This is a genomic window from Streptomyces sp. NPDC059499 (genome assembly GCF_042749285.1).
Taxonomy (GTDB): Bacteria; Actinomycetota; Actinomycetes; order Streptomycetales; family Streptomycetaceae; genus Streptomyces.
Genome location: NZ_JBHYTT010000019.1, coordinates 1 through 24,830, shown reverse-complemented (window position 1 = coordinate 24,830; position 24,830 = coordinate 1). Strand labels below are relative to the sequence as shown.

The 24,830-nt window shown below is 70.0% G+C and carries 22 protein-coding genes and 1 riboswitch; of the genes, 14 read left to right on the top strand and 8 right to left on the bottom strand.

All coding sequences use genetic code 11. The features are described from left to right. Together ACFW9O_RS31385 and ACFW9O_RS31380 are read left to right on the top strand one after the other, a co-directional pair. Positions 1 to 688, top strand: a 688-nt coding sequence (locus ACFW9O_RS31385; protein ID WP_384614045.1) for a YncE family protein, incomplete at its 5' end; no start/stop codon positions are given. A gap of 124 nt (positions 689 to 812) precedes the next feature. Beyond that, the gene (locus ACFW9O_RS31380) at positions 813 to 2,225 is read left to right on the top strand and encodes a M1 family metallopeptidase (protein ID WP_384614044.1); all 1,413 of its coding nucleotides are present in this window, start codon (positions 813 to 815) and stop codon (positions 2,223 to 2,225) included. A 25-nt stretch (positions 2,226 to 2,250) separates the two neighbouring features. Here the strand turns inward: ACFW9O_RS31380 and ACFW9O_RS31375 are convergent, their stop codons facing one another. Beyond that, complete coding sequence (locus ACFW9O_RS31375; RefSeq protein ID WP_384614042.1) at positions 2,251 to 3,837, bottom strand: M4 family metallopeptidase; 1,587 nt, start codon at positions 3,835 to 3,837, stop codon at positions 2,251 to 2,253. 236 nt (positions 3,838 to 4,073) lie between these two features. After that, positions 4,074 to 4,649, bottom strand: a complete 576-nt coding sequence (locus tag ACFW9O_RS31370; protein WP_328905060.1) for a TerD family protein — start codon at positions 4,647 to 4,649, stop codon at positions 4,074 to 4,076. A 173-nt stretch (positions 4,650 to 4,822) separates the two neighbouring features. On the opposite strand from ACFW9O_RS31370, the gene arfB reads away from it, so the two are divergent. Next, positions 4,823 to 5,257: an alternative ribosome rescue aminoacyl-tRNA hydrolase ArfB gene (gene arfB, locus ACFW9O_RS31365; protein ID WP_351172889.1), complete on the top strand. Its 435-nt coding sequence runs from the start codon at positions 4,823 to 4,825 to the stop codon at positions 5,255 to 5,257. A 22-nt stretch (positions 5,258 to 5,279) separates the two neighbouring features. Here the strand turns inward: arfB and ACFW9O_RS31360 are convergent, their stop codons facing one another. Beyond that, positions 5,280 to 5,786, bottom strand: a complete 507-nt coding sequence (locus tag ACFW9O_RS31360; protein WP_351172886.1) for a flavin reductase family protein — start codon at positions 5,784 to 5,786, stop codon at positions 5,280 to 5,282. 381 nt (positions 5,787 to 6,167) lie between these two features. Between ACFW9O_RS31360 and cdgB the strand changes: the two genes are divergently transcribed. Together cdgB and ACFW9O_RS31350 are read left to right on the top strand one after the other, a co-directional pair. Continuing rightward, positions 6,168 to 7,823, top strand: a complete 1,656-nt coding sequence (gene cdgB / locus ACFW9O_RS31355; protein ID WP_351172883.1) for a diguanylate cyclase CdgB — start codon at positions 6,168 to 6,170, stop codon at positions 7,821 to 7,823. 133 nt (positions 7,824 to 7,956) lie between these two features. Continuing rightward, positions 7,957 to 8,952, top strand: a complete 996-nt coding sequence (locus tag ACFW9O_RS31350; RefSeq protein ID WP_384614038.1) for a carbohydrate-binding protein — start codon at positions 7,957 to 7,959, stop codon at positions 8,950 to 8,952. Positions 8,953 to 9,030: 78 nt separating this feature from the next. On the opposite strand, the gene ACFW9O_RS31345 is transcribed toward ACFW9O_RS31350, so the two are convergent. The 3 genes from ACFW9O_RS31345 to ACFW9O_RS31335 all read right to left on the bottom strand — a co-directional run bounded on the left by ACFW9O_RS31345 (position 9,031) and on the right by ACFW9O_RS31335 (position 12,236). After that, complete coding sequence (locus ACFW9O_RS31345) at positions 9,031 to 9,963, bottom strand: 1-phosphofructokinase family hexose kinase (RefSeq protein WP_384614036.1); 933 nt, start codon at positions 9,961 to 9,963, stop codon at positions 9,031 to 9,033. Positions 9,964 to 10,149: 186 nt separating this feature from the next. Beyond that, positions 10,150 to 11,304 carry an N-acetylglucosamine-6-phosphate deacetylase gene (gene nagA, locus ACFW9O_RS31340; RefSeq protein ID WP_384614035.1) on the bottom strand — a complete coding sequence of 385 codons (1,155 nt, stop codon included), beginning with the start codon at positions 11,302 to 11,304 and terminating at the stop codon, positions 10,150 to 10,152. Next, a complete protein-coding gene (locus ACFW9O_RS31335; RefSeq protein WP_351172874.1) occupies positions 11,304 to 12,236 on the bottom strand; it encodes an ROK family protein in 933 nt (310 codons plus the stop codon). Before ACFW9O_RS31335 ends, nagA begins: the two co-directional genes overlap by 1 nt. A 229-nt stretch (positions 12,237 to 12,465) precedes the next feature. On the opposite strand from ACFW9O_RS31335, the gene ACFW9O_RS31330 reads away from it, so the two are divergent. The 3 genes from ACFW9O_RS31330 (at position 12,466) to otsB (ending at position 14,945) form a co-directional block, all read left to right on the top strand. Beyond that, the gene (locus ACFW9O_RS31330; protein WP_384614033.1) at positions 12,466 to 13,743 is read left to right on the top strand and encodes an ABC transporter substrate-binding protein; all 1,278 of its coding nucleotides are present in this window, start codon (positions 12,466 to 12,468) and stop codon (positions 13,741 to 13,743) included. Between the two features lie 10 nt (positions 13,744 to 13,753). After that, positions 13,754 to 13,993, top strand: coding sequence for a DUF3263 domain-containing protein (locus ACFW9O_RS31325; protein WP_351172869.1), 240 nt, complete (start codon positions 13,754 to 13,756; stop codon positions 13,991 to 13,993). 91 nt (positions 13,994 to 14,084) lie between these two features. After that, positions 14,085 to 14,945: a trehalose-phosphatase gene (otsB, locus tag ACFW9O_RS31320; RefSeq protein WP_384614030.1), complete on the top strand. Its 861-nt coding sequence runs from the start codon at positions 14,085 to 14,087 to the stop codon at positions 14,943 to 14,945. Here the strand turns inward: otsB and ACFW9O_RS31315 are convergent. Then, the gene (locus tag ACFW9O_RS31315) at positions 14,942 to 16,318 is read right to left on the bottom strand and encodes a trehalose-6-phosphate synthase (protein WP_384614028.1); all 1,377 of its coding nucleotides are present in this window, start codon (positions 16,316 to 16,318) and stop codon (positions 14,942 to 14,944) included. The genes otsB and ACFW9O_RS31315 overlap by 4 nt on opposite strands. A gap of 56 nt (positions 16,319 to 16,374) precedes the next feature. Next, complete coding sequence (locus tag ACFW9O_RS31310; protein ID WP_384614204.1) at positions 16,375 to 17,325, bottom strand: glucosyl-3-phosphoglycerate synthase; 951 nt, start codon at positions 17,323 to 17,325, stop codon at positions 16,375 to 16,377. Between the two features lie 153 nt (positions 17,326 to 17,478). Continuing rightward, positions 17,479 to 17,606, top strand: a riboswitch (SAM riboswitch). Between the two features lie 17 nt (positions 17,607 to 17,623). On the opposite strand from ACFW9O_RS31310, the gene thrC reads away from it, so the two are divergent. The 6 genes from thrC (at position 17,624) to ACFW9O_RS31280 (ending at position 24,703) form a co-directional block, all read left to right on the top strand. Beyond that, the gene (gene thrC / locus ACFW9O_RS31305) at positions 17,624 to 18,919 is read left to right on the top strand and encodes a threonine synthase (protein ID WP_351172860.1); all 1,296 of its coding nucleotides are present in this window, start codon (positions 17,624 to 17,626) and stop codon (positions 18,917 to 18,919) included. A gap of 27 nt (positions 18,920 to 18,946) precedes the next feature. After that, the gene (locus tag ACFW9O_RS31300; protein ID WP_384614026.1) at positions 18,947 to 19,222 is read left to right on the top strand and encodes a MoaD/ThiS family protein; all 276 of its coding nucleotides are present in this window, start codon (positions 18,947 to 18,949) and stop codon (positions 19,220 to 19,222) included. Positions 19,223 to 19,701: 479 nt separating this feature from the next. Then, on the top strand, positions 19,702 to 19,908 hold the full coding sequence (locus ACFW9O_RS31295) for a cold-shock protein (RefSeq protein WP_003967346.1): 207 nt from the start codon (positions 19,702 to 19,704) through the stop codon (positions 19,906 to 19,908). 310 nt (positions 19,909 to 20,218) lie between these two features. Next, positions 20,219 to 21,841 (top strand): chaperonin GroEL, encoded by a 1,623-nt coding sequence (gene groL / locus ACFW9O_RS31290; RefSeq protein WP_329208626.1) that lies wholly within the window; start codon positions 20,219 to 20,221, stop codon positions 21,839 to 21,841. A 140-nt stretch (positions 21,842 to 21,981) separates the two neighbouring features. Then, entirely contained in the window at positions 21,982 to 22,491 is a 510-nt protein-coding gene (locus ACFW9O_RS31285) for a DinB family protein (protein WP_351182374.1), read from the top strand. A gap of 193 nt (positions 22,492 to 22,684) precedes the next feature. Next, positions 22,685 to 24,703, top strand: a complete 2,019-nt coding sequence (locus ACFW9O_RS31280; protein WP_384614023.1) for a glycosyl hydrolase family 28-related protein — start codon at positions 22,685 to 22,687, stop codon at positions 24,701 to 24,703. The last annotated feature ends 127 nt before the right edge of the window (positions 24,704 to 24,830 follow it).

Genomic DNA, 24,830 nt, shown 5'->3' with positions numbered 1-24,830 from the left:
CTACGTCGGCGTCAACGTCCCGGGCGGGAACGGGGTGCTGGAGGTCATCGACACCGCGACCCGCGAGGTCACCGCCACCGTCCCGGTCGGCCGCCGGCCCTTCGACGTGGACGTCTCGGCCGACGGCGCCGAGGTGTACGCCACCGGTCACGACTCGTTCGACGTCACGGCCGTCGGGACCCGCACCCTGGAGCCGCGGCGCATGGAGGTCGCCCCGTACGGCACCGAGGGCGGGCTCGGTTCCTGGCTGAAGCCGCACTATGCCGTGGTGCGCCCGTCGGACGGGAAGCTGCTGCTGCCGTTCGAGGGTGAGCGGCTCGCCGTTCTCGATCCGCGTACCGGCACGGTCCGGACCGAGCGGATGACCGCCGACACGCACCAGCACGGCGCGGCTCTCACCCCCGACGGGACTCTCCTCGTCGTCGGTACCGGCCCGATCGCCGCGGACGACGAGGAACCGTCCCTCACGGTCCGGACCCCCGACGGCAGGGAACGCACGGTCGCCCTGGAGGGACCGCACGAGGACGTGGCCGTGTCGCGGGACGGCCGCACGGCGTACGTCACCGGCGGCTTCACCCGTGACGGCTACTGGAACGGCATCACGGTCGTCGACCTGGCCGGGGAAGGGGCCGGGAAGCCGTTCAGGATCGGCGCGGGCGAACGCCCCCTGGGCATCGCCGTCCTCTGAGCCGCCCGCCGTGACGCCCGCTGTCCTCTGAAACGCCCGCCGGCCCGCTCTCCGCGCCGTCCTGTTCCCGCCCGCCCACCGCTGCCCGAAATCAACCCGACATTCCACACATAGGATCACCGGTGTGGATCAGCGAACCCCTGTACGGAGTGCGGCGCCCGCCACCCTGCTGCTCGCCCTCCTGACCCTCGCCACGGCCTGCACGCCGGACACCGGCGGAGTGCGGGGCACGCCGGGAGCGGCGGGGCTGCGCGATCCGTACTTCCCCAGGCTCGGCAACGGCGGCTACGACGTCACGCACTACGCCCTGACCCTGGCCGTCGACGCGGGTTCCGGTCGGCTGCGCGGCACGGCGGAGATCACCGCCCGTGCGACCCAGGACCTCAGCGCGTTCAACCTGGATCTGGCGGGGCTGGACGTCGGGTCGGTGACCGTCGAGGGCAGGCCCGCGGCCGTGAACCGGGCGGGCAGCGAACTGACGCTGCGTCCGGACGACGAGGTCGAGGACCGGCTGCGTAAGGGCAGGACGTTCCGTACGGTCGTCCGCTACTCCGGCGCCCCGCGGACGTTCACCGATGCCGACGGGTCGAAGGAGGGCTGGGTGCGGACCGGGCGCGGGTCGGTCGCGCTCGGTGAGCCGACCGGTTCCATGGCCTGGTTCCCCGGGAACCACCACCCGAGTGACAAGGCCTCGTACGACATCAGGGTCACCGTGCCCGAGGGGCGGAGCGCTGTCTCCAACGGCGAACTGGCGTCCCGGCGTACGGCAGGGGGGCGCACCACGTTCCACTGGCGCACCCGTGAACCCATGGCGAGCTATCTCGCGACCGTCGCGGTCGGCCGCTACACGGTGAAGGAGTCGGCCACCGGGGACGGCATGCCGGTGGTCACCGCCGTCGACCCTGCGTCGGCCGGTGCGAGCGCCGCCGTGCTCGCCCGGATCCCGGAGGTCCTCCGGTGGGCGGAGCGGACGTTCGGCCCGTACCCTTTCGCCTCCGCAGGGGCGATCGTCGGGCTGAGCAAGGACTCCGACTACGCGCTGGAGACCCAGAACCGGCCGTTCTTCCCCGGTCCGCCCGACATCGGGCTGCTCGTCCACGAGCTGGCCCACCAGTGGTTCGGCAACTCCGTCACCCCGGAGAGCTGGCAGGACATGTGGCTCAACGAGGGCTTCGCGACGTACGCGGAGTGGCTCTGGAACGAGGAGCACGAGGGCGTCCCCGTCCGGGACAGCTTCGACGCGGCGTACGAGAACGACGCGAACTGGGCCTTCCCGCCGAGCGATCCACCGTCCGCCGCGGACCTGTCCGGGCCTCCGGTGTACGGGCGCGGCGCGATGGTCATCCACCGGATCCGGCAGCGGATGGGCGACGACGAGGCCTTCTTCGCCCTCGTCAGGGGCTGGCTGAAGGCCCACCGGCACGGCAACGCGTCGACGGCGGACTTCACCGCGTACGTGGAGAAGGAGTCCGGCATGGATCTGACGGGGTTGTGGGAGACCTGGCTCGACGGCAGGAGCCGGCCCGCCCGAGGCTGACCGGCTCCCGTGTCGTCGGGCCGGGTTACTTCACGTTGACCCCGGTCCAGGCGGCGTCGACGGCCTTGAGTTCGGCGCTGTCCGCCCCGAACAGGTCGGTCGCGGCCTTCTGTGTCGCGACGCGGGCGCCCGCGTAGTCGGTGGTCGAGGTCATGTAGACGGAGAGGGCCTTGTACCAGATCTGGTAGGCCTTCTGGCGGCCGATGCCGGTGACCGTGGAGCCGTCGGAGGTCGGCGAGTCGTAGTCGACGCCGTTGATGGTCTTCGCGCCGCTGCCCTCGGCCAGCAGGTAGAAGAAGTGGTTGGCGACGCCGGAGGAGTAGTGGACGTCCAGGTCGCCGACGCCGGAGTCCCAGTAGTCGGCCGAGCCGCCGTCCTTGCTGGGCTTGTCCATGTAGCGCAGGGGGGTGCCGTCGCCGTTGATGTCGATCTTCTCGCCGATGAGGTAGTCCCCGGCGTCGGTGCTGTTGTCCGCGAAGAACTCGACGGAGGTGCCGAAGATGTCGCTGGTCGCCTCGTTGAGGCCGCCCGACTCGCCGGAGTAGTCGAGGTTGGCGGTGGCGGCGGTGAGGCCGTGGCTCATCTCGTGGCCGGCGACGTCGATCGCGGTGAGGGCGCTCTTGTTGTCGGCACCGTCGCCGTACGTCATGCAGAAGCAGCTGTCGTCCCAGAACGCGTTGACGTACGCGTTGCCGTAGTGGACCCGGGAGTACGCGGCCTTGCCGTCGCCGGCTATGCCGGAGCGGCCCAGTTCGGACTTGTAGAAGTCCCAGGTCGCCGCGGCGCCGTAGTGGGCGTCGACCGCCGCGGTCTGGCGGTCGTTGCCGGTGCCGTCGCCCCAGGTGTCGTCGGCGTCGGTGACGAGGTCCCCGGTGCCGCTGCTGCCCTGGTTGAGGTCGTACGTCTTGTGGCCGCCGCGGTCGCCGTCGGTGAGCTCGAAGCCCGAGCCGCCCGGTGCGGTCGTCAGGGTGACCTGGCCGCTGTACTGGCTGTTGCCGGTGCCGGTCTCGACGGCCTCGTAGCTGTGCAGCTTCTTGCCGGTGGAGGCGTCCGTGACGGTGTGGAACTTGCTGGGTGTGCCGTCCTTCTGCACACCGGCCCTGACCGTCTCGAAGGCGAGGACGGGCTTGCCGCTGCCGGCCCAGACGACCTTGCGCGCGCTTGCCGCCGACTTCACCTTCGGCTGGGTCGTCGGCACGGATATGCGGGCCTCGGTGGCCTTGTCCACGCCCTTGGGGCTGCCGTCGGACGCGGTGTGGGTGACGAGGTCGCCGCCGAGGACCGGGAGCCCGGCGTAGGTGCGCTCGTAGCGGGTGTGCACGGTGCCGTGGGCGTCCTTGATCACGTCACGGACGATCAGTTTCTCCTGGCTGCCGAGGCCGAGGGACTCGGCGGCCGCGGTGGCGTCGGTCTGCGCGGCGCGGATGGCCGAGCCGCGCTGCGCGGCGGTGTTCACGCCGAGTGCGGTGGCGGATGCCGTGCGGGTGGAAGAGGCGGTGTCGTCGGGGGTGTTGGGGCCGGCCGTGGCCGAACCGGTCTGCACTCCGACGACGACCATCGCGGCAACTGCGGTCAGGGCAGCGGCGCGACGGGTGTTCATGTGGGGGGTCATGCCTTCTCCGTTGCTCGTTCCTGTGGGGGTTACGAGCGGAGAGCGTGCCACCGAATGAACGACTTTGACGGTGTGCTGACAATTGCCTCACAAGTTTTTGACCAGTTCTTGTCCGACTGGAGCGGGCTTGTGTCCGCTATGCGGCGGGGTGGTGCGGGCGCCGGGGGCGCCATGACGCACGGGAGCCCCCGGCCGACAGATGCGGCCGGGGGCTCCCGGAGGACAGGCGTTCTACGTCAGAGGTTGACGCCGAAGTCCTGGGCGATGCCACGCAGGCCCGATGCGTAGCCCTGGCCCACCGCGCGGAACTTCCACTCCGCGCCGTTGCGGTAGAGCTCGCCGAAGACCATGGCGGTCTCGGTGGCGGCGTCCTCGCTCAGGTCGTAGCGGGCGAGCTCGGTGCCGCCGGCCTGGTTGATGATGCGGATGAACGCGTTGCGCACCTGGCCGAAGTTCTGGCTGCGGGTCTCGGCGTCGTAGATGGAGACCGGGAAGACGATCTTGTCGATGTCCGCCGGGAGGCCGGCCAGGTTGACGTTGATCTGCTCGTCGTCGCCTTCGCCCTGGCCCGTGACGTTGTCACCGGTGTGGACGATGGTCTGGTCCGGCGTCGCCTTGTTGTTGAAGAAGACGAAGTGGCCGTCGGAGAAGACCTTGCCGGCGGTGTTGACCGCGATCGCCGAGGCGTCGAGGTCGAAGTCGGTGCCGGTGGTGGTGCGGACGTCCCAGCCGAGGCCGACCGTGACGGCGGTCAGGCCCGGTGCCTCCTTGGTGAGGGAGACGTTGCCGCCCTTGGACAGGCTTACTGCCATGGGAAGTCCCTTTCCTTCGTCGTGTGCGGGCTTCGTGCCATCACGAAAGCTACCGTCACACGTCATAACGCAGGCGATAGACCACGAGGTTCCTGCTCGCTTTACTTTCTTTGCCGAACTTCTGGCCGAACGCCCGCAAAAGAAGGTGACGAACAGGCTGTGGGCCAGGGAACATGGGTGTCATGTCCGGGCCCTATGTCATCCGCGGTGCGGTCTCCCTGCCGGAGGCCGAGCTCATGTGGCGTTTCTCGCGCTCCTCGGGGCCCGGCGGGCAGCACGTCAACACCAGTGACACGCAGGTGGAGCTCCGCTTCGACCTCGCGGCGACCGAGGCGCTTCCCGAGGTGTGGAAGGCGCGGGCGCTGGAACGGCTGGCCGGGAAGCTGGTGGGCGGGGTCGTGGCGGTACGCGCCTCCGAGCACCGCTCCCAGTGGCGCAACCGCGAAACGGCCGCCGTGCGGCTCGCCGCGCTCCTGGCGGAGGCCACGGCGCCGCCGCCGAGGCCGCGCCTCAAGAAGAAGATCCCGCGGGGTATCAACGAGCGCCGGCTGCGCGAGAAGAAGCAGCGGGGCGACACGAAGCGGGGCCGCTCCGGCCGCGACTGGTGACGGCCGCGTCCCTCCGCGCGGGTCAGCCCAGTCGGCGGTAGCGGCCCTTGAAGTACGCGAGCGGTTCGCCGTCCGTGTGGGGCAGTCCGGCCGTCAGTACCCGGCCGATCACGAGCGTGTGATCGCCTGCCAGGACCCGCTGTTCCGTACGGCACTCCAGCGTCGCGAGCGCTCCCTCGACCAACGGCGCACCCGTCACCTCTCCCCGCAGGTACGGGATGTCCGCGAACAGCAGCCGGTCGCTGATCCGGCCCTTCATGGCGAACCGGCCGGCGATCTGCCGCTGGCTCTCCGCGAGCACCGACACCGCCCACAGCGGCTGCTCGGCCAACAGGTCGTCCATCCGTGAGTCGTTGCGCAGGCTCACCATCACCAGCGGCGGGTCCAGCGAGACCGAGACGAAGGCGGTCGCCGTCATCCCCACGTCCTCGCCGCGGCCGTGTTCGTCGAGCGGCGGTTCCTGGGCGGTGATCAGCACCACACCGGCGGCCAGTCGGGCCAGGGCGGCGCGGAATTCGTCGTTGCTCACCCCCTCAGCATGGGGGACGGCTTCGGAGCGCGGGGCGGGGGGAGTCTTCTGCAGCACATCCGGCACGCTAGTGCCGTACGGTGCGCGATCGCATCGGTCCAGGGGACCAGCCGGGTCCTAGGACTCCCGGACCACCGACCGGTTCCGGCCGGCCGGCCGCCTGCGACGCGGCGGATTTGCGTTCAGGAAGGGACAGGAGACCCCCGGGAGTGAGATCGTGGTCCGTTTATCATTCTGTTGTGACTTGAGTCACAGAGAGCAATATTTGTTGACCCTGTGTACCGGGTGCACAGCTCACTGTGATTCAGTGGCCGTGACACTGCAACAAGTACGTCGATATGAAACCTGGAGTTGCTGTCGAGGTCTCGGGGAGTGCGAGCAATGGAGGCCGAGTCGGAGCCGTACGTCCGCCTTGCGACCATGCGGCAGCTGCACCAGGCCGTCGCTGATCTCAATACGGCGCGGAGTCTGGCGGACACGCTTCAGACCGTGGCCGACGGCATCGTCGCCGGCCTCGGCTACGAACTGGGCTGTGTGAACCTCGTCCGGCCCGACGGTGATCTCGTCGTGGCCGCCTTCGCCGGCAACACCGCCGCGGAAGCCCTGATCACCGGCCGTGTCGGCTCCCGGGAGTCCTGGGAGCGCAGGCTGTCCATGGGTGAGGCCTGGGACGGACTCCGGTTCATACCGCACACCGAGGGCTGGGTCCTCCTCGACGACGACGTACCGCAGTGGCACACCGAGGGCCCCGAGCCCCGCTTCGAGGACGAGTGGCACCCCCTGGACCGCCTCTACGCCCCCATGTACGCCTCCGGCGGTGGACTGGACCTCCTGGGCGTCATATCCGTCGACCGCCCCCGCAACGGCCGCCGGCCCGGAGCCTGGGGCCGTGAGGCCCTCCAGATGTACGCGTCCCAGGCCGCCATTGCGATCAGCAACGCCCGGCTCCGAGCAAATATGCAGCGTGCCCTGGTCAGGCTCGAACGGGAACAGCAGGCACTGCGGGCCAGCGAGGAATCCTTCCGCCAGGCGTTCGAGTACGCCCCGAGCGGCATGGCCATCGCCGAGATGGGCGGTGACCAGCACGGCAGGCTGCTGCGCACCAACGACGCGCTCTGCCGTCTCCTGGGCCGCCCCGCCTCGGTACTGCGCCGCTACTCCTTCGCCGACCTCGTCCACCCCGAGGACATCGGCACCCTGCTGCGCACCTCCGCCGAGGGCGGGCGCGCCGAGCTGCGGCTCAGCCGCAGGGACGGCACCTACCTCTGGGTCTCGCTGCGCAACTCGGTCGTCGCCGACACCGCCGACGGCCCGCGCTTCCTGCTGACGCACGTCGAGGACATCGAGGAGCGCAAGCGCAACGAGCTGAATCTCGCGCACCGAGCCTCGCACGACGCCCTCACCGGCCTGCCCAACAGTGCCGAGCTGCGCTCCCGGCTGAGTGCCCGGCTCTGTGAGAGGCCCCACTCGATCGCGTCGACGGCGATCGAGGCACTGGACGCGGCGTACGGGGACGTCGAGGCCTCCCGTACGCACGGCTACCGCCCCGACGGCTACGACGGAGATGTGGCGGTCGGAGGCGGCCCGTACGACCACCACGTGCACACGGTCGCGCCCGACATGGAGCGCGACGACGGGGCGAAGGGCCTCGCGGTGCTCTTCTGCGACCTGGACGGCTTCAAGTCGATCAACGACCGTTTCGGACATCACACGGGTGACGCGGTTCTCATCGAGGTGGCACGGCGGCTCACCACCTGTGTGCGGGACGGTGACACGGTCGCCCGGCTCGGGGGTGACGAATTCGTCGTCCTCGCGGACGGCCTGGGGGCCGCAGATGCCGCAGATCTGGCCGTACGCTTGCGTAACGCCATCATTCCGCCCATCCGGGTGGACGGCCGGGCAGTCAGGGTCGGGGCGAGTTTCGGTATCGGCTGGGCAGAGTGCGGCATGACCGTGGAAGAGGTCCTGCGCTCCGCCGACCAGCGGATGTATGTGGAAAAGCGGTCCCGATCGAAGGTTCACCGCCGAGCCGGCTGACGTTCACGCCCCGGCAGTCCCCTTACCCCGCCCCGGTTTCCCGGTCGGCCGAGGGCAATTCGGCGCGTGCTCCGTTCGGGGTAGGCTCGGCCGGTCGGCGACGGCTGGCGACATGGTGAGGAGTGACCCAGGGATGACGGCCGGGAACAGCGGCGCGAGCAAGCCCGAGGACGACGATCCGTTCGGCTATCTGTACGAGGACGGGCGTGCGGCAGGAGCCCAGCCGCCCGGACAGGGTGGTCAGGGTGGTTACGGCTACCCCGGACCGGCCGCACAGCCCGGCGTGCCCAGAACCTCGTACAACCAGGTGCGGACCGTCGGCGAGCGGCAGTACGGGCAGGTCCCGCCGCAGCAGGCGTACGGCCAGCAGGCCCCGCCGCAGTACGGGCAGCAGCCTCCGCAGCAGTACGGGCAGCCGAACGCGCAGTACGCGGCCCCCGAGACGTATCCGGGTGGTGCGGGTTCCTCGCAGGTCCCGCCGCACGGCGGTGGCCGGGGCGCGGGTCCGGGCCGGGGCGGCCCCAACACCAAGGCGCTGCTGATCGCGGCGGTCGCCGTGGTCGCGGTCGTGCTCATCGGTATCGGCGCCGCCCTGATGACGGGCGACGACGACAAGAAGGACCAGGCCGGCACGTCGGCGGGTCCGGCCGGTGAGGTCGAGGAGTCCCCGAAGACCGAGGACTCCGCGAAGCCCTCGCAGGAGCCCGTCGAGCTGCCCAAGCAGGACGCGGCGACGCTGTCACTCGGCGGCACGGCCGCCCTGGACAACACGGTCAAGGGCGCCAAGGGTGCGAACGGCCAGTACATCAGCCTCAACGAGGTCGGCCGGTCGGCCACCTGGACGGTCGATGTGCCCAAGAGCGGCCCGTACACGCTCTACGTGACGTACGGGGTGCCGGGCAAGGACGCCAAGACCTCGCTCACGGTCAACGCCGGGGAGCCCCGCTCCATCAACATGAAGAACTTCGCGAAGGCTGCGGAGGGCGACCTGGAGAAGGGCTGGACGACCACGTACGCGTGGGTGCAGCTCGACAAGGGGTCGAACACGCTCATGCTGTCGTGCCGTGAGGGCGACCAGTGCGATGCCAATCTCGACCAGCTGTCGCTGAAATCGGGTCACATCAAGTAGGCCCGTTCAGCAGAACCACCACCGTCCCGGTCATCGCCCCGCGAGCCGGGACGCGGTGTTTTCCGGGTGGTTCGGGGTTCAGGCGGCGGGTGCGTGCTGCTCGACCGTGACGCGGGGCAGCAGGTCCTCGTACGCCGCGATGTCGAACTCGCCGGCCGCCGGGGCCAGTACGGTCGCCGTCGACAGGGCGACCGCCCTCGCCAGCCGGTCGGGCCAGCTCAGGCCCTCCGCCAGGCCGGACAGCAGTCCGGCCACGGCGGAGTCGCCGGCGCCCGTCGGATTGCCGCGGACGGCGGACGGCGGTGCGGCCTGCCAGATGCCCTCGGGGGTGACGGCGAGCAGGCCGTCCGCGCCCAGTGACGCGACGACGCCGGCCGCGCCGCGGCGGCGGGCGTCACGCGTCGCGCGCAGGGGTTCGCGTGCGCCGGTGAGCTGGGCGAGCTCGTCGGCGTTCGGCTTGATGAGGTCGGGCCGTGCCGCGATGCCGCGGCGCAGCGGTTCGCCGGCGGTGTCCAGGAGGACGGGGACGCCGGCGGCGCGGGCGAGGCGGACCAGTTCGGCGTACGCGCCGACGTGTATGCCGGGCGGCAGGCTGCCGCAGAGGGCGACCGCATGCGCTCCGGGCAGCAGTTCCCCGTACGTCCGCAGGAAGGCGGCCCACTCGTGGGCGCCTATCTGCGGGCCGGGCTCGTTGAGCTGGGTGGTGTCTCCGGTGGAGAGGTCGACCAGGGCGAGGGTGCGGCGGGTGTTCCCGGAGATGGTGACGAGCGCGTCCGTGGGGCGGTGGGGGAGCGCCGCGAGCAGGTCGCGCAGGACGGCTCCGGTGGAGCCTCCGGCGAAGCCCGTGACCACCGTGTCGTGTCCCAGGGCGGAGAGCACCCGGGCCACGTTGAGGCCCTTGCCGCCCGGGCGTTCGGACATCTCGCCGATGCGGTGGCTGGTGTGCGGGACGAGGGCGGGGACGGTGGATGTGAGGTCGAGTGCCGTGTTCAGCGTGACGGTCAGTATCACCTGTACCGGCCCCCGGTTCCTTGGTCGTTCGTCCCTGCGCGCCGTCTCCTCCGCGGCGCCGTCCCGGTGATCATGTCAAAGAGACGGCAGCCGTCCCAGACCCCCGGGTCAACCGCCGTCTCTTCGTTACGTGTTCAACAGGGCGTCACCAGGGGGACGCGTCTGTGGAGACCGTCACGGCCGCCTTCATCCGAGAGGCGGTTCGACGATCCACTCGCCGCGGCGCATGACGCCCTTGAGCGCGAAGTCCGCGTCCAGGACCACGAGGTCGGCGTCCTTGCCGGGGTCGAGCGAGCCGACCCTGTCGTACAGGCCGAGCAGCCGTGCCGGGTTGGCGGAGATCGAACGCACGACGTCCTCGACGGGGATCCTGTCGACGGTGACGGCCCGTCGGAACGCCGTGTCCAGGGTCAGCGTGGAGCCCGCGATCGAGCCGCCCTCCACCAGGCGTGCCACGCCGTCCTTGACCTCGACGGCGAGCGGGCCCAGCACGTAGCGGCCGTCGCCGACCCCGGCCGCGTCCATGGCGTCCGTGATCAGGGCGACCCGGTCGGCGCCCGCGCGGTGGTAGGCGAGCTCCAGGGCCGCGGGGTGCAGGTGCGTGCCGTCGTTGATCAGCTCGACGGTGATCCGCTCGTCCTCGAGGAGGGCGGCGATCGGGCCCGGCGCGCGGTGGCCGAGCGCCGGCATCGCGTTGAAGAGGTGCGTGGCGACGGTGGCGCCCGCGTCGATGGCCTCGACGGTCTGCTCGTACGTCGCGTCCGTGTGGCCGATGGCGGCGATGACCCCGTGCTCGGCGAGCAACCGCACGGAATCGATGCCGCCCGGCAGTTCGGTGGCGAGGGTGACCATCTTGGCCGTGCCGCGTGCCGCGTCGAGCAGCTTGCGGACCTCGGCCGGGTCGGGGTCGCGGAGCAGTTCCTCGCTGTGGGCGCCCTTGCGGCAGGGCGCGATGAAGGGCCCCTCGAAGTGGATGCCGGCGAGCTCGCCCTGCTCCACCAGCTCGGAGAGCATGCCGGCCTGCCGGGCCAGGAAGTCCATGTCCCCGGTGACCGTGGAGGCGACGACGGTCGTGGTGCCGTGTTCGCGGTGGGTGCGTGCTCCGGTCAGGGCGTCCTCGGCGGTGCCGGTGGCGAAGGACGCGCCGCCGCCGCCGTGGTTGTGCATGTCCACGAAACCGGGGACCACCCAGTGGCCCGAAAGGTCGACGGTCCGGGCGCCCTCCGGCGTGCTGCCGGCGATCCGGGTGCCTTCGACGATCACCCGGCCGTCCTCGACCGTCCCGGTGGGAAGCACCACCCGGGCACCTGCGAGAACTGTGCTGTCTGCGCGTCCGGCCATCAGGCGGATACCTCCGTGGAGAGAAGATCCCAGGCGAGCAGCCCTGCGCCCAGGCATCCGGCGGTGTCCCCGAGGGCCGCCGGGACGATGTGAGGCAGCTTCTGGAACGTGACGCGTTCCTCGACAGCCGCACGCAGTGGTGTGAACAAGGTTTCCCCCGCCTCGGCCAGACCGCCACCGATGATGAGCGTGCGGGGGTCCAGCAGGGTCAGCGCGGTGACCAGTCCGGCGGCGAGTGCGTCGACGGCGTTCTGCCATACGCGCTGTGCGGCGGGGTCGCCCGACTCCACCGCTTTCGCGCAGTCCGCGGCGTCGGCGTCCGGGTCCCCGGACGCGGCGGCCCAGGCCCGGGTCACCGCGGACGCGGAGGCCAGGGTCTCCAGACAGCCGCGCTGGCCGCAGTTGCAGTCCGGGCCGTCCGGCCGGACCACGATGTGGCCGATCTCGCCCGCGTAGCCGTGGGCGCCCGCCTCGATGGTGCCCGCGATGCCGATGGCCCCGGCGATGCCGGTGCCCAGCGGCACGAACAGGAAGCGGTCCGCGCCCTTGCCCGCGCCGATCCGGCCCTCGGCGAGGCCGCCGGTCCTGACGTCGTGACCGAGCGCGACGGGCAGGCCGCCGAGCCGTTCGGCGAGCAGTTTCCGCAGGGGCATGTCCCGCCAGCCCAGGTTGGCGGAGTAGACCGCGATCCCGCGCTCGGCGTCGACGATCCCGGGCACGGCGACCCCGACGGCGACGGCGGGCGTGCCGAACCGCTCCTCGCCGTGCGCGCGCAGTTCCGCCGCGAACCCGAGAATGGTCTCGACCACTGCCTCGGTCCCGCGCTCGCGGCCGGTGGCCCGGCGCGCCTCGTGGAGCAGGGTGCCGTCGGCCCCGACCAGTGCGGCCTTCATTCCTGTGCCGCCCACATCGAGGGCGATGACGTGTCTCACGGAAGACAGTTTCGCCCGCCGACCCCTAAAAGGTCTAGTCCACTATCGCGGTTTGTTGACCATCCATACAAAATGACCTGTGTGTGCGCCCGTCCGTCCCCCCTCCGGCCGGGCGCGAGGGGTCGGATAGATTGCCGAATCGATACTCCGGTGGTGTAGACCTCCACGGTGGACGTGAGGCAGGATCGCGGCTCATCGCCGGATCGGTCATCGGTGCGAACCCAGAGGGATGGACAGTTCTGTGCAGCGGCGCTTGGTGGGTCTGACCGCGGCGGTGGCCGCATTCGGCATGACGGCAACGTTGTCCGGCTGTGGCACGGAGAGCGGTTCCAAGGAGGTCACCCTGAAGTTCGTCGCGGCCGACTACGGCACGGGCGCGGAGAACAGCTCCGAGAAGTACTGGGACGACGTCGCCCGGAAGTTCGAGAAGGCCAACCCCGGCATCAAGGTCGACGTCAACGTCCTCTCCTGGAAGGACGTCGACCGCGAGGTCGCCGCCATGGTGAAGGCCGGCGACGCCCCCGACATCGCGCAGATCGGCGCGTACGCCGACTACGCCAGCGCGGGCAAGCTGTACGACGCCGACGAGATGCTCGCCATCCGCACCTCGGCCAACTTCCTTCCCTCGCTCAGCGACGCGGGCAAGGTCGACGGGGAGCTGTACGGCCTGCCGTTCGTGGCCAGCACCCGGCTGCTGTTCTACAACAAGGAGCTGTTCGCGAAGGCGGGCATCGACGCCCCGCAGACCTGGGACGACATCCAGGCCGATGCCTCCGCGCTCAAGCAGCGTGACGTCACCTACCCCTTCGCCCTGCCGCTCGGCCCCGAGGAGTCCCAGGCCGAGACCATGATGTGGATGCTCAGCGGCGGCGGCGGTTACACCGACGACGTCGGCTCGTACAGCATCGACTCCCCTCAGAACATCGCCACCTTCAAGTGGCTGAAGGACAACCTCGTCGGCAAGGGCCTCACCGGCCCCGTCGCCCCCGGCAAGCTCGACCGCGCGACGGCCTTCGACGCCTTCACGAAGGGCCAGGTCGGGATGCTCAACGGCCACCCGACGCTGATGCAGGAGGCCGAGAAGAAGGGCGTCGACGTCGGCATGGTCCCGCTGCCCGGGATCGACGGGCCCTCCAAGGGCTCGATGGGTGTCGCCGACTGGATGATGGGCTTCAAGGAGAACGGCCACCGCGAAGAGATAGGCAAGTTCCTCGACTTCGCGTACACCGACGACAACGTCCTGGCCTTCGCCGACCAGTACGACCTGCTGCCCGTGACCGGCAGTGCCTCCGAGGTGATGGAGGCGGACGAGAAGTACAAGGCGCTGTACGACTTCCTCGAGGCGCTGCCGAACTCCCAGCTGTACCCGTTCGGCAAGACGTCCTGGGCGACGGCCAGCGAGGCGATCAAGGAGAAGATCGGCTCGGCCGTGGAGCCGAACGGCAACCCGGAGGGCATCCTCGGGCAGATCTCGGAGGAGGCGCGTCGGGCGGAGGCCGCGGAGTAGGTTGGTTGATATGACCGCAGCCGACGACCCGCTCCCCGACGAAGGGCGTGCGGTGCTGGCCCTGGAGCGGCGCTCCTGGGCCGGACCCGGTGCGAAGGAACGGGCGATCCGGGAGCAGCTCGGCATCTCGCCGGTCCGCTACTACCAGCTCCTCAACGCCCTGATCGACGACCGCCGCGCGCTCGCCGAGGACCCGGTGACGGTGAACCGGCTGCGGAGGGTGCGGGACGCGAGACGCGGGCGGCGCTGAGCCCCCGGCACCGCCGGACGGATGTCCTCGCCGCCGGACCGGGTTGATCGTGCCCCCACCACGGGCGCCCCGTCACCGATACGCTCGGAGCATGGGCAGCAACCCGGACCAACCTCTGCCGACCCCGTCCACCCAGGCCGGCCGTGAAGGCCTCGCCGCGCTCCTCGCGCGCCCCGACCGCGCCGTGATCGCGCTCGATTTCGACGGCACCCTCGCCGACATCGTGCCCGACCCGGAGCAGTCGCGGGCCCATCCCGGGGCCGTACCCGCACTCGCCGCGCTCGCGCCGCAGGTCGCCTCCGTCGCCGTGATCACCGGACGCCCCGCGGGCGTCGCGGTCCGGTACGGCGGCTTCGCCGGGGTGCCCGGCCTCGATCACCTCGTCGTCCTCGGGCACTACGGCGCGGAACGCTGGGACGCCGTCACCGGTACCGTGCACGCCCCCGCCCCGCACCCCGGCGTCGCCGCCGTCCGCGCCGAACTCCACGGCGTCCTGCACGAGGTGGGTGCCTGGCACGGCACCTGGATCGAGGAGAAGGGACAGGCCGTCGCCGTACACACGAGGCGGGCCGACGACCCGCAGGCGGCCTTCGAGTCCCTGCGCGAACCCCTCGGGCACCTGGCCGCCCGGCACGGGCTGATCGTCGAACCGGGCCGCCTCGTCCTTGAGTTGCGCCCGCCGGGCATGGACAAGGGAGTGGCACTCGCGGAGTACGTACGGGAGGCCGGCGCCGGGTCCGTCCTGTACGCCGGGGACGACCTGGGCGACCTCGCCGCGTACGCAGCCGTCGAGAAGCTCCGCGCCGAGGGGCCGGACGGCACCCCGGGCCTCCTGGTCTGCAGCGGCACGGAGGTTCCCGAACTCGCCGAGCGTGCCGACCTGCTGCTGCCGGGCCCGGCGGCCGTGGTGGGCCTGTTGGAATCCCTGGCCCGGCGCATCGGGAAGCTCTAACCCCGCAGGGCGTCCAGCTGGTCCAGGAACCACTGCTGCGGCGGCAGCGCGGTCGCCGCGGCGGCCAGCCGCTTCGTGCGGGCGCTGCGCTCGTCGTCCTCCATCGTCAGCGCCTCGTGCAGCGCCGCCGCCGTGGCCGACACGTCGTACGGGTTGACCACGACGGCGTCCTCGCCGAGCTCCTCGTAGGCTCCCGCCTCCCGCGAAAGCACCAGCGCGCAGCCGTTGTCGGAGACGACCGGGACCTCCTTCGCGACGAGGTTCATGCCGTCGCGGATCGGGTTGACCAGTGCCACGTCCGCCAGCCGGTACGCCGCGAGCGAGCGGGCGAAGTCGTCGTCGACGTGGAGGATGACCGGGGTCCAGCCCTCCGTGGCGTACTCCGCGTTGATCGCGTCGGCGACGCGCTGAACCTCGGCCGTGTAGTCGCGGTACACCGCGAGGTCCTGCCTGGAGGGGTACGCGAACGCCACGTGCACCACCCGCTCGCGCCATTCGGGGCGCTCCTCCAGCAGGGCGCGGTAGGCGTGCAGCCCCCGGACGATGTTCTTGGAGAGCTCGGTGCGGTCCACCCGCACGATCGTCCGCCTGCCGGCGCCCACCTGCTCCCGAAGCGTCTCCATCCGCTCGTCCACGTCCGCCTCGTGGGAGCGGCGGCGCAGGAAGTCCGCGTCGGCGCCCAGCCCATGCACCCCGATCCGGGTGCGGCCGGTGCCGCCCAGGACCTCCGTGCAGCAGCTGATGAACGCGTCCGCCCAGCGGCGGGTCAGGAACGCGGCCCGGTCGGCACCCAGGATGCCGCGCAGCAACTGCTCACCGATGTCGTCGGGCAGCAGCCGGAAGTAGTCGACGGGGGCCCACGGGGTGTGCGAGAAGTGGCCGATCCGCAGATCGGGGCGCAGCTCGCGGAGCATGCCGGGCACCAGCGACAGGTGGTAGTCCTGGACCAGGACCACCGCGCCCACGCCCGCCTCCTCGGCGAGGGCCTCGGCGAAGGCGCGGTTGTACGCCTCGAACGACGCCCACTGCCGACGGAACTCCGCGTCGAACACCGGCTCCAGCGGTGTCTGGTAAATCATGTGGTGGACGAACCAGAGCACCGAGTTGGCGATGCCGTTGTACGCGTCGTCGTGGACTCCGGCGTCGATGTCGAGCATGCGGACGCCGGGCTCCGACAGGCCTCGCCGGACCGACTCGCGGTCGCCGTCGCTCAGGGCCGCGCACACCCACAGCTTGTCCTCGACGGCGCTCAGACCGGAGACGAGGCCGCCCCCGCCGCGCTTCGAGTCGAGCGTGCCGTCCTCGCGCAGCGCATAGGACACGGGGCCGCGATTGGACGCGACGAGGACCTGGGCAGAGTGCTCGGAGACCATGTACCCGAACCTAGCCCGTTCGGGAAGCCGCCAAACGCGAAGCCAACCGCGAAACGTCACGCCGCGTGGCGGGACGCGTACTCCGTGATCTCCCGCATCGGCGGCCGCTCCTCGGTGTCCACCGCATGGGTGCGCGGTACGAAGCCGCTCTCGCCCCGCTCGAACTGGGTGAGCACGGGCCGCACCAGATGCCCCCGGGAGAGCCGCAGCTGAGCGGTGCGGTAGATCGCCGCCGCCATGCGGCCGAGCGCCTGGCCGTCCTGGTGGCGGTGCTTGCGCACGCCGACGTCCACCTGCGCCAGCGCGTCCAGGCCCACGGTGTGCAGGGCGTCGACGAGCAGGCCCAGCTCCACCCCGTAACCGACGGGGAAGGGGAGCCGTTCGAGCAGGGAGCGGCGTACGGCGTACTCGCCGCCCAGCGGCTGGACGAAGCCGGCCAGCTGAGGCCAGTGCAGGTTGAGCAGCGGGCGTGCCACCAGTTCGGTGACCCGACCGCCCTGGCCTGCGGCTTCTCCCAGGGGGCGGTCGTACATGGCCTTGACGAACTGGACCTCGGGGTCCGTCAGCAGGGGGCCGACGATCCCGGAGACGAAGTCCGCGGAGAAGTCCTTGAGGTCGGCGTCGATGAAGCAGACGATCTCACCGCTGGTCACCAGCAGTGACCGCCACAGCACCTCGCCCTTGCCGGGTACGGCCGGTATCCGGGGGAGTATCGCGTCCCGGTGCACCACCCTGGCACCCGCCCGGCGGGCCACTTCGGCGGTGGCGTCGGTGGAACCGGAGTCGATCACCACCAGCTCGTCGACGAGCCGGACCTTCTCCATCAGCTCGCGCCGGATCTCCTCGACGATCGCTCCGACCGTCTCCTCCTCGTTCAGGGCGGGCAGGACGACGCTCACCCGGGCGCGGCGCGGATCCCTCGCGCGCGCGGCCGTGAGGCGGTCGAGCGGGCGGTCGTCGGCCGACCAGGAACGCCTGGTCAGCCAGCGTTCCACCTCTTCCAGCACGGTCGATACTCCCTGTATGTGATCCATCTCGCGGTTCGGACGACTATCTCAATCGTCCAGGGCTTCGGTTACAGTCTTGAACAACGCGGATGACCCTCGCATGTCGGGGTCGGTCCGCGAATAAATGCCCGGATCGATGGTCCGGTGCCATAGCGCTCATCCAGAGGGACTGAGGGAACGGCCCGTTGAAGTCCCGGCAACCCCCCTGCCGACCGCAAGGTCACGGTGGGGAAGGTGCCAATTCCGTCTTGTGGCGAAATACGCCGCAAGGAAGATGAGGAGAAAGGGCTCCGCCATCATGTCTGTTCAGACAGTTGCAGCGAACACCGATTCTTCTGCCGTGGACCTCGGTTCCGCCGCAGCACTTTCCTGCCGCGAATGCGGCGAGCGTTTCGAGCTCGGTCCCATTTTCGCCTGTGCGTCCTGTTTCGGGCCGCTCGAAGTGGCGTACGACCTGCCGAGCGGCTCCCCGGAAGAGCTCAAGAAGCGCATTGCCGAAGGCCCCGACAACATCTGGCGCTATGCGCCGCTGCTGCCCGTTCCGGCCGATGTCGCGAGCAAGCCCAACATCAACCCCGGCTTCACGAAGCTGGTCAAGGCCGACAACCTCGCCCGTGAGCTGGGCGTCACCGGCGGTCTGTACGTCAAGGACGACTCCGGCAACCCGACGCACTCCTTCAAGGACCGTGTCGTCGCGATCGCCGTCGAGGCCGCCCGCGCCTTCGGATTCACCACCCTGTCCTGCTCCTCCACCGGCAACCTCGCGGGTGCGGTGGGCGCCGCGGCGGCCCGCGCCGGCTTCCGCTCGTGCGTGTTCATCCCGCACGACCTGGAGCAGGGCAAGATCGTCATGGCCGCGGTGTACGGCGGCGAACTGGTCGGCATCGAGGGCAACTACGACGACGTCAACCGCTTCTGCTCGGAGCTCATCGGCGACCCGCTCGGTGAGGGCTGGGGCTTCGTCAACGTCAACCTCCGCCCGTACTACGGCGAGGGCTCCAAGACCCTGGCGTACGAGATCTGCGAGCAGCTCGGCTGGCAGCTGCCCGACCAGATCGTCATCCCGATCGCGTCCGGGTCGCAGCTCACGAAGATCGACAAGGGCCTGCAGGAGCTGATCAAGCTCGGCCTGGTCGAGGACAGGCCGTACAAGATCTTCGGTGCCCAGGCCGAGGGCTGCTCCCCGGTCTCCACCGCCTTCAAGGCCGGGCACGACGTCGTACGGCCGCAGAAGCCGAACACGATCGCCAAGTCCCTCGCGATCGGCAACCCGGCCGACGGCCCGTACGTCCTGGACATCGCCCGGCGCACCGGCGGTGCCGTCGAGGACGTCAACGACGAGCAGGTCGTCGACGCGATCAAGCTGCTGGCCCGCACCGAGGGCATCTTCGCGGAGACCGCGGGCGGTGTGACGGTCGGTGTGACGAAGAAGCTGATCGACGCCGGTCTGCTGGACCCGACGCTGACCACCGTCATCCTGAACACCGGTGACGGCCTGAAGACGCTGGACGCCGTCGCCCCGACGACCGGCCTGTCGGCCACGATCCGGCCGAGCCTGGACGCGTTCCGCGACGCGGGCCTCGCCGCCAGCTGACCACCCGAGACCGAAGGAAGGCACCCCATGAGCGTCAAGGTCCGTATCCCCACCATCCTCCGCACCTACACGGGCGGTCAGGCCGAGGTCCCGGCCGAGGGCACGATCCTCTCCGAGGTCATCGAGTCCCTGGAGAACAACCACCCGGGCATCGCGGCCCGCGTCCTGGACGACCAGGGCAAGCTGCGCCGCTTCGTGAACGTGTACGTCAACGACGACGACGTGCGCTTCGAGGGCGGCCTGCAGACCGCGACCCCGGACGGCGCCGGCATCTCGATCATCCCGGCCGTCGCCGGAGGCTGACCCGCCGAGCACCGTGCCCGGAGGCCGGCCGCCGGGCACCGTTGCCGGAGGCCGAGCCTCCTGTACGACTTCACAGCGTGAACACCGTTGCCCCCTCCGCAAGAGAAGCGGAGGGGGCAATTCTGCATGGTTGAGCGCGGTACAGTTGGGGAAGTCCCCTCCGCTGCCTGTGCCGCCCGCATATGAGAATGCGCCCGGTCGCGATAAGAAGCAGCCAAAGTACGTGAACTCCTTGCGCCATAAGTGGCCTTTGTCAGGCCCGACTTGCCCTGGAATCTTGTGAGTTGCACCTATCCGGGCGTTCAGCTGTGCCCAGAATTCTCGTCCGATTGCCCTGTTGCAGAGGGCAGTTGGGCAGATACATTCGGCCGCGGTCGACGCGTTCCGGCGCACGCCACCCTCTCCTGTCGGAGGGTGAGTTCTGACCCGGGCCCGCGAAGTGCGGTCCTGTGCAAGGGCCAGTAATAGGGGAGTTAGGCATGGCTCAGGGCACCGTCAAGTGGTTCAACGCGGAGAAGGGGTACGGCTTCATCGCGGTCGACGGTGGTGCGGATGTTTTCGTCCACTACAGCGCGATCCAGATGGACGGGTACCGCACCCTCGAAGAGGGTCAGCGAGTTGAATTCGAAATCTCGCAGGGCCAGAAGGGGCCGCAGGCGGACATGGTCAAGCTCGCCGTCGGCTGAGCTCGGCGCGGTCGGCCAACGACACTACTCACACACGCAGGGCCCGTACCTCCGAAGAGGGGTACGGGCCCTGCGTGCGTCCCGCGAGCCCCCGGCGGTTGTCCACATCTGGAGGGGGACGCTTGCACTCGCAGGGGTCGAGTGCTAATCATTGGCGTTAGCACTCTCCAGGTGAGAGTGACAGAAACTTGGACCGGGCCGGTGAGGCCCGCAGGCTCACGGGGCAAGGAACCGCTGAGCACGCTGGCCGTCCGTCGCGGGCGCCTCTCGGTCCGGAGAAATCCACCCCTGTCCGGGAGGACCACTTCACATGGCCAAGATCATCGCGTTCGACGAGGAGGCACGGCGCGGTCTCGAGCGCGGGATGAACCAGCTCGCCGACGCCGTCAAGGTCACCCTCGGCCCCAAGGGCCGAAACGTCGTCCTCGAGAAGAAGTGGGGCGCGCCCACGATCACCAACGATGGTGTTTCCATCGCCAAGGAGATCGAGCTCGAGGACCCGTACGAGAAGATCGGTGCGGAGCTGGTCAAGGAGGTCGCCAAGAAGACGGACGACGTCGCCGGCGACGGTACGACCACCGCAACCGTTCTCGCCCAGGCGCTCGTCCGCGAGGGCCTGCGCAACGTCGCCGCGGGTGCCAACCCGATGGCTCTCAAGCGTGGCATCGAGAAGGCCGTCGAGGCCGTCTCCGCCGCTCTGCTGGAGCAGGCGAAGGACGTGGAGACCAAGGAGCAGATCGCTTCGACGGCCTCCATCTCCGCTGCCGACACCGAGATCGGCGCCAAGATCGCCGAGGCGATGGACAAGGTCGGCAAGGAAGGCGTCATCACCGTCGAGGAGTCCCAGACCTTCGGTCTGGAGCTCGAGCTCACGGAGGGTATGCGCTTCGACAAGGGCTACATCTCGGCGTACTTCGCGACCGACATGGAGCGTATGGAGACGTCGTTCGACGACCCGTACATCCTGATCGTCAACTCCAAGATCAGCAACGTGAAGGACCTCCTTCCGCTGCTCGAGAAGGTCATGCAGTCGGGCAAGCCGCTGCTGATCATCGCGGAGGACGTCGAGGGCGAGGCCCTGTCGACCCTGGTCGTCAACAAGATCCGTGGCACCTTCAAGTCCGTCGCCGTCAAGGCTCCGGGCTTCGGTGACCGCCGCAAGGCCATGCTCGGCGACATCGCCATCCTCACCGGTGGCACCGTCATCTCCGAGGAGGTCGGCCTCAAGCTCGAGAGCGCCGGCGTCGACCTGCTCGGCAAGGCCCGCAAGGTCGTCATCACCAAGGACGAGACCACGATCGTCGACGGAGCGGGTGACAGCGACCAGGTCCAGGGCCGCGTCAAGCAGATCCGTGCCGAGATCGAGAACTCCGACTCGGACTACGACCGCGAGAAGCTCCAGGAGCGCCTCGCGAAGCTGGCCGGCGGCGTGGCCGTCATCAAGGCCGGCGCCGCGACCGAGGTGGAGCTCAAGGAGCGCAAGCACCGCATCGAGGACGCGGTGCGCAACGCCAAGGCCGCCGTCGAGGAGGGCATCGTCGCCGGTGGTGGCGTCGCGCTGCTGCAGGCCACGGCCGTCTTCGAGAAGCTCGACCTGACGGGTGACGAGGCCACCGGTGCCAACGCCGTCAAGCTCGCGCTGGAGGCCCCGCTCAAGCAGATCGCCGTCAACGGTGGTCTCGAGGGTGGCGTCATCGTCGAGAAGGTGCGCAACCTTCCGATCGGTCACGGCCTCAACGCCGCGACCGGCGAGTACGTCGACATGATCGCCGAGGGCATCATCGACCCGGCGAAGGTCACGCGCTCCGCTCTGCAGAACGCCGCGTCCATCGCCGCGCTCTTCCTCACCACCGAGGCCGTCATCGCCGACAAGCCGGAGAAGGCCTCTGCGGCTGCTCCGGGCGGCATGCCGGGCGGTGACATGGACTTCTGATCCCCTGGGATCAGCAGCTCCACGCAGTACCCGTACGACGCCGGCCCCCGGGATTTCTCCCGGGGGCCGGCGTCGTCGTGTCCCCGCGTCGGTACCGGATACTGACGGCCCCTGCAGCCATCCCTGAGGAGCGCACAAGGATGACCACCGACTCCCGTACCGGGCCGCCGAGTTCCGGCGACGAGCGCGAGACCCTGCGCGCCTTTCTCGACTACCACCGAGCGACCCTGGCCATGAAGTGCGAAGGGCTGGACGACGAGGAGCTGCGGCGGCAGTCGATGCCCCCGTCCACGCTCTCGCTGCTCGGACTGGTGCGGCACATGGCCGAGGTGGAACGGGCCTGGTTCCGCCGTGTGTTCGAGGACAACGGGGCGCCCATGGTCTGGTCCGACCGGATCGACTTCCAGGCGGCGTACGACGCGAGTGCCTCGACCAGGAAGGAGGCCTTCGGCGCCTGGGAGGCCGAGGTGGAGAACTCGCGCCGGATCGAGAGGGAGGCCGAGTCCCTGGACGTGCTGGGCCTCCAGCCGCGCTGGGAGAAGGAGGTGTCCCTGCGGATGGTCATGGTGCACGTGCTCCTGGAGTACGGCCGCCACAACGGCCACGCGGACTTCCTGCGGGAGGGCGTCGACGGCACCGTGGGGGCCTGAGCTCCGTCGTGGTCGCACGGGCTCCGTGGTGCGGGCTCCGGACCGGCTGCTCTGCGCACGAACAGTGAACGCAAAAACATGACGTGACTCTGCATGTATTCGTCATCGATCAGAAAGGTTCTGGCAGAACTCTTGTGGTGGTGGTGTGGCGCGCCCTACTGTCGCCCCACCTTCCGAGAGAAACGGGCATGCGATGTCACGGAACATCACGGTCGCCGCGTTGACCGCCGCCGTTGTCGGACTGGGCGCCCTGAGCGGCGCCCCCGCGGCCACGGGTGCGGAGGGGGAACGGGCCCCCGCGCCCGTGGTGACGCGTGCCGCCCTCGATCCGGCGCTGGTCGCCGGCCGCGGTGCCGAGGTCCCCTTCGCCGAGCAGGAGGCGGAGAACGCCGCCACGAACGGCACGGTCATCGGCCCCGACCGCACCGCGTACACGCTGCCCGCCGAGGCCTCCGGCCGTAAGGCGGTCAGGCTTACCCCGGGCGAGCACGTCGAGTTCACACTGCCGGGCGCCGCCGACGCGATCACCGTGCGCTACAGCATTCCGGACGCGCCGGGCGGGGGCGGCATCACCGCACCGCTCGATGTCGCCGTGAACGGCAAGAAGCGCTCCACGATGACGCTGACCTCGCAGTACGCCTGGCTCTACAACCAGTACCCGTTCACCAACGACCCCGACGCCGGGCTGCTCCATCCGGACTGGTGGATCACCGAATGCGCCTGTGTCCCCAGCGGGACGACTCCCTCTCCGACGATCACCAAGCCGTTCCGCCCGAACCACTTCTACGACGAGCAGCGCCTGCTGCTGGGCAGGAAGTACGGCGCGGGGGACACCGTACGGCTCACGGTCCCGGCCGGCAGCCGTGCCGCGTGGACCGTCATCGACGTACTCGACTCCGAGCTCGTGGGCCTCCCGCACGTCGAGCTCCGGGCCGCGAACGTGCTGGCCTTCGGGGCCGATCCGTTCGGGCGGCGGGATTCGGCGGGAGCAATAGACCGGGCCATCGCCCACGCCAAGCGCAAGAACCTCCCCGTGTACATCCCGCCGGGCACGTACCAGGTCAACCGCCACATCATCGTCGACGACGTCACGGTCAAGGGGGCCGGCAGCTGGTACACGAAGATCAAGGGCCGCGAGATCGCCCTCGACACCCCGGCCGCCGACGGCTCCGTCCACACGGGGGTCGGCTTCTACGGCAAGGACGCGGCCGAGGGCGGCAGCCGCAACGTCCATCTGTCCGGCTTCGCCATCGAGGGCGACGTGCGCGAACGCGTCGACACCGACCAGGTGAACGGCATCGGCGGCGCGATGAGCGACTCCACCATCGACGGGCTGCACATCCGCCACACCAAGGTCGGCATGTGGTTCGACGGCCCGATGTCGAACCTGAGGATCACGAACAACGTCATCGTCGACCAGATCGCCGACGCCATCAACTTCCACGGCGGGGTGACGGGCTCGACGGTCGCCCACACCTTCGTACGCAACTCCGGCGACGACGGCCTCGCGATGTGGTCGGAGAAGAGCGCCAACACCGGAAACACCTTCGCCCGCAACACCGTCCAGAGCCCGGTCCTCGCCAACGGCATCGCGATATACGGCGGTACGGACAACACGGTGTCCGGCAACCTCGTCGCCGACCCCGTGCGCGAGGGCAGCGCCCTGCACGTCGGCGCGCGCTTCGGGGCGGAGGCGTTCAAGGGCCGGCTGGACCTCACCGACAACACGACGGTCCGCGCCGGTACGTACGAACTGAACTGGAACATCGGGCTCGGGGCCATCTGGTTCTTCGCCCTGGACCGGGACATCGACGCCGACATCCGGGTCACGGGGAACCACTTCCTCGACAGCACCTACAACGCGATCATGCTGGTCACGGACTGGCCGGTGAAGGACACGTACAGGATCCGCGGCGTCCACTTCAAGGACATCAGGGTCGACGGCACGGGTACGTCGGTGGTCAGCGCCCGCGCGGCGGGCTCGGCGACCTTCGAGAACGTGGACGCGCGCAACGTGGGCGCGGTCGGCGTCAACAACTGCGGGTCCTTCAACTTCACCCCGGCCGGCTCCGAGTTCACCCTGACCGACCTCGGCGGCAACGACGGCGGCGGCACGACGGGTGACTGGCTCGCGCCGTGGCTCCTGCCGAACACGATCACCTGCGACGACCGCCCGCCGGTCGTGGCACCGCCCGCACCGGGCACCTGGTGACCGTCTCGCGCCACTGACGTCGCGCCGCCCCCGGGGGCGCAGCAGCCGCCCGCCGCGGGGGGCCGGGGGCGGGGGGGGCGCGGGTCGGAATAAAACAAAAAACACACCCCCCACCCCCAGGGGGGGA

Coding starts and splice junctions, on each gene's coding strand:
- arfB (WP_351172889.1), top strand. CDS start 4,823: ATGGGTGTCATGTCCGGGCCCTATGTCATCCGCGGTGCGGTCTCCCTG.
- ACFW9O_RS31315 (WP_384614028.1), bottom strand. CDS start 16,318: ATGGTCTCCGAGCACTCTGCCCAGGTCCTCGTCGCGTCCAATCGCGGC.
- ACFW9O_RS31350 (WP_384614038.1), top strand. CDS start 7,957: ATGACGGCCGGGAACAGCGGCGCGAGCAAGCCCGAGGACGACGATCCG.
- ACFW9O_RS31300 (WP_384614026.1), top strand. CDS start 18,947: ATGAGCGTCAAGGTCCGTATCCCCACCATCCTCCGCACCTACACGGGC.
- ACFW9O_RS31375 (WP_384614042.1), bottom strand. CDS start 3,837: ATGACCCCCCACATGAACACCCGTCGCGCCGCTGCCCTGACCGCAGTT.
- ACFW9O_RS31295 (WP_003967346.1), top strand. CDS start 19,702: ATGGCTCAGGGCACCGTCAAGTGGTTCAACGCGGAGAAGGGGTACGGC.
- ACFW9O_RS31330 (WP_384614033.1), top strand. CDS start 12,466: ATGGACAGTTCTGTGCAGCGGCGCTTGGTGGGTCTGACCGCGGCGGTG.
- nagA (WP_384614035.1), bottom strand. CDS start 11,304: ATGGCCGGACGCGCAGACAGCACAGTTCTCGCAGGTGCCCGGGTGGTG.
- groL (WP_329208626.1), top strand. CDS start 20,219: ATGGCCAAGATCATCGCGTTCGACGAGGAGGCACGGCGCGGTCTCGAG.
- cdgB (WP_351172883.1), top strand. CDS start 6,168: ATGGAGGCCGAGTCGGAGCCGTACGTCCGCCTTGCGACCATGCGGCAG.
- thrC (WP_351172860.1), top strand. CDS start 17,624: ATGTCTGTTCAGACAGTTGCAGCGAACACCGATTCTTCTGCCGTGGAC.
- ACFW9O_RS31280 (WP_384614023.1), top strand. CDS start 22,685: ATGTCACGGAACATCACGGTCGCCGCGTTGACCGCCGCCGTTGTCGGA.
- ACFW9O_RS31370 (WP_328905060.1), bottom strand. CDS start 4,649: ATGGCAGTAAGCCTGTCCAAGGGCGGCAACGTCTCCCTCACCAAGGAG.
- ACFW9O_RS31325 (WP_351172869.1), top strand. CDS start 13,754: ATGACCGCAGCCGACGACCCGCTCCCCGACGAAGGGCGTGCGGTGCTG.
- otsB (WP_384614030.1), top strand. CDS start 14,085: ATGGGCAGCAACCCGGACCAACCTCTGCCGACCCCGTCCACCCAGGCC.
- ACFW9O_RS31285 (WP_351182374.1), top strand. CDS start 21,982: ATGACCACCGACTCCCGTACCGGGCCGCCGAGTTCCGGCGACGAGCGC.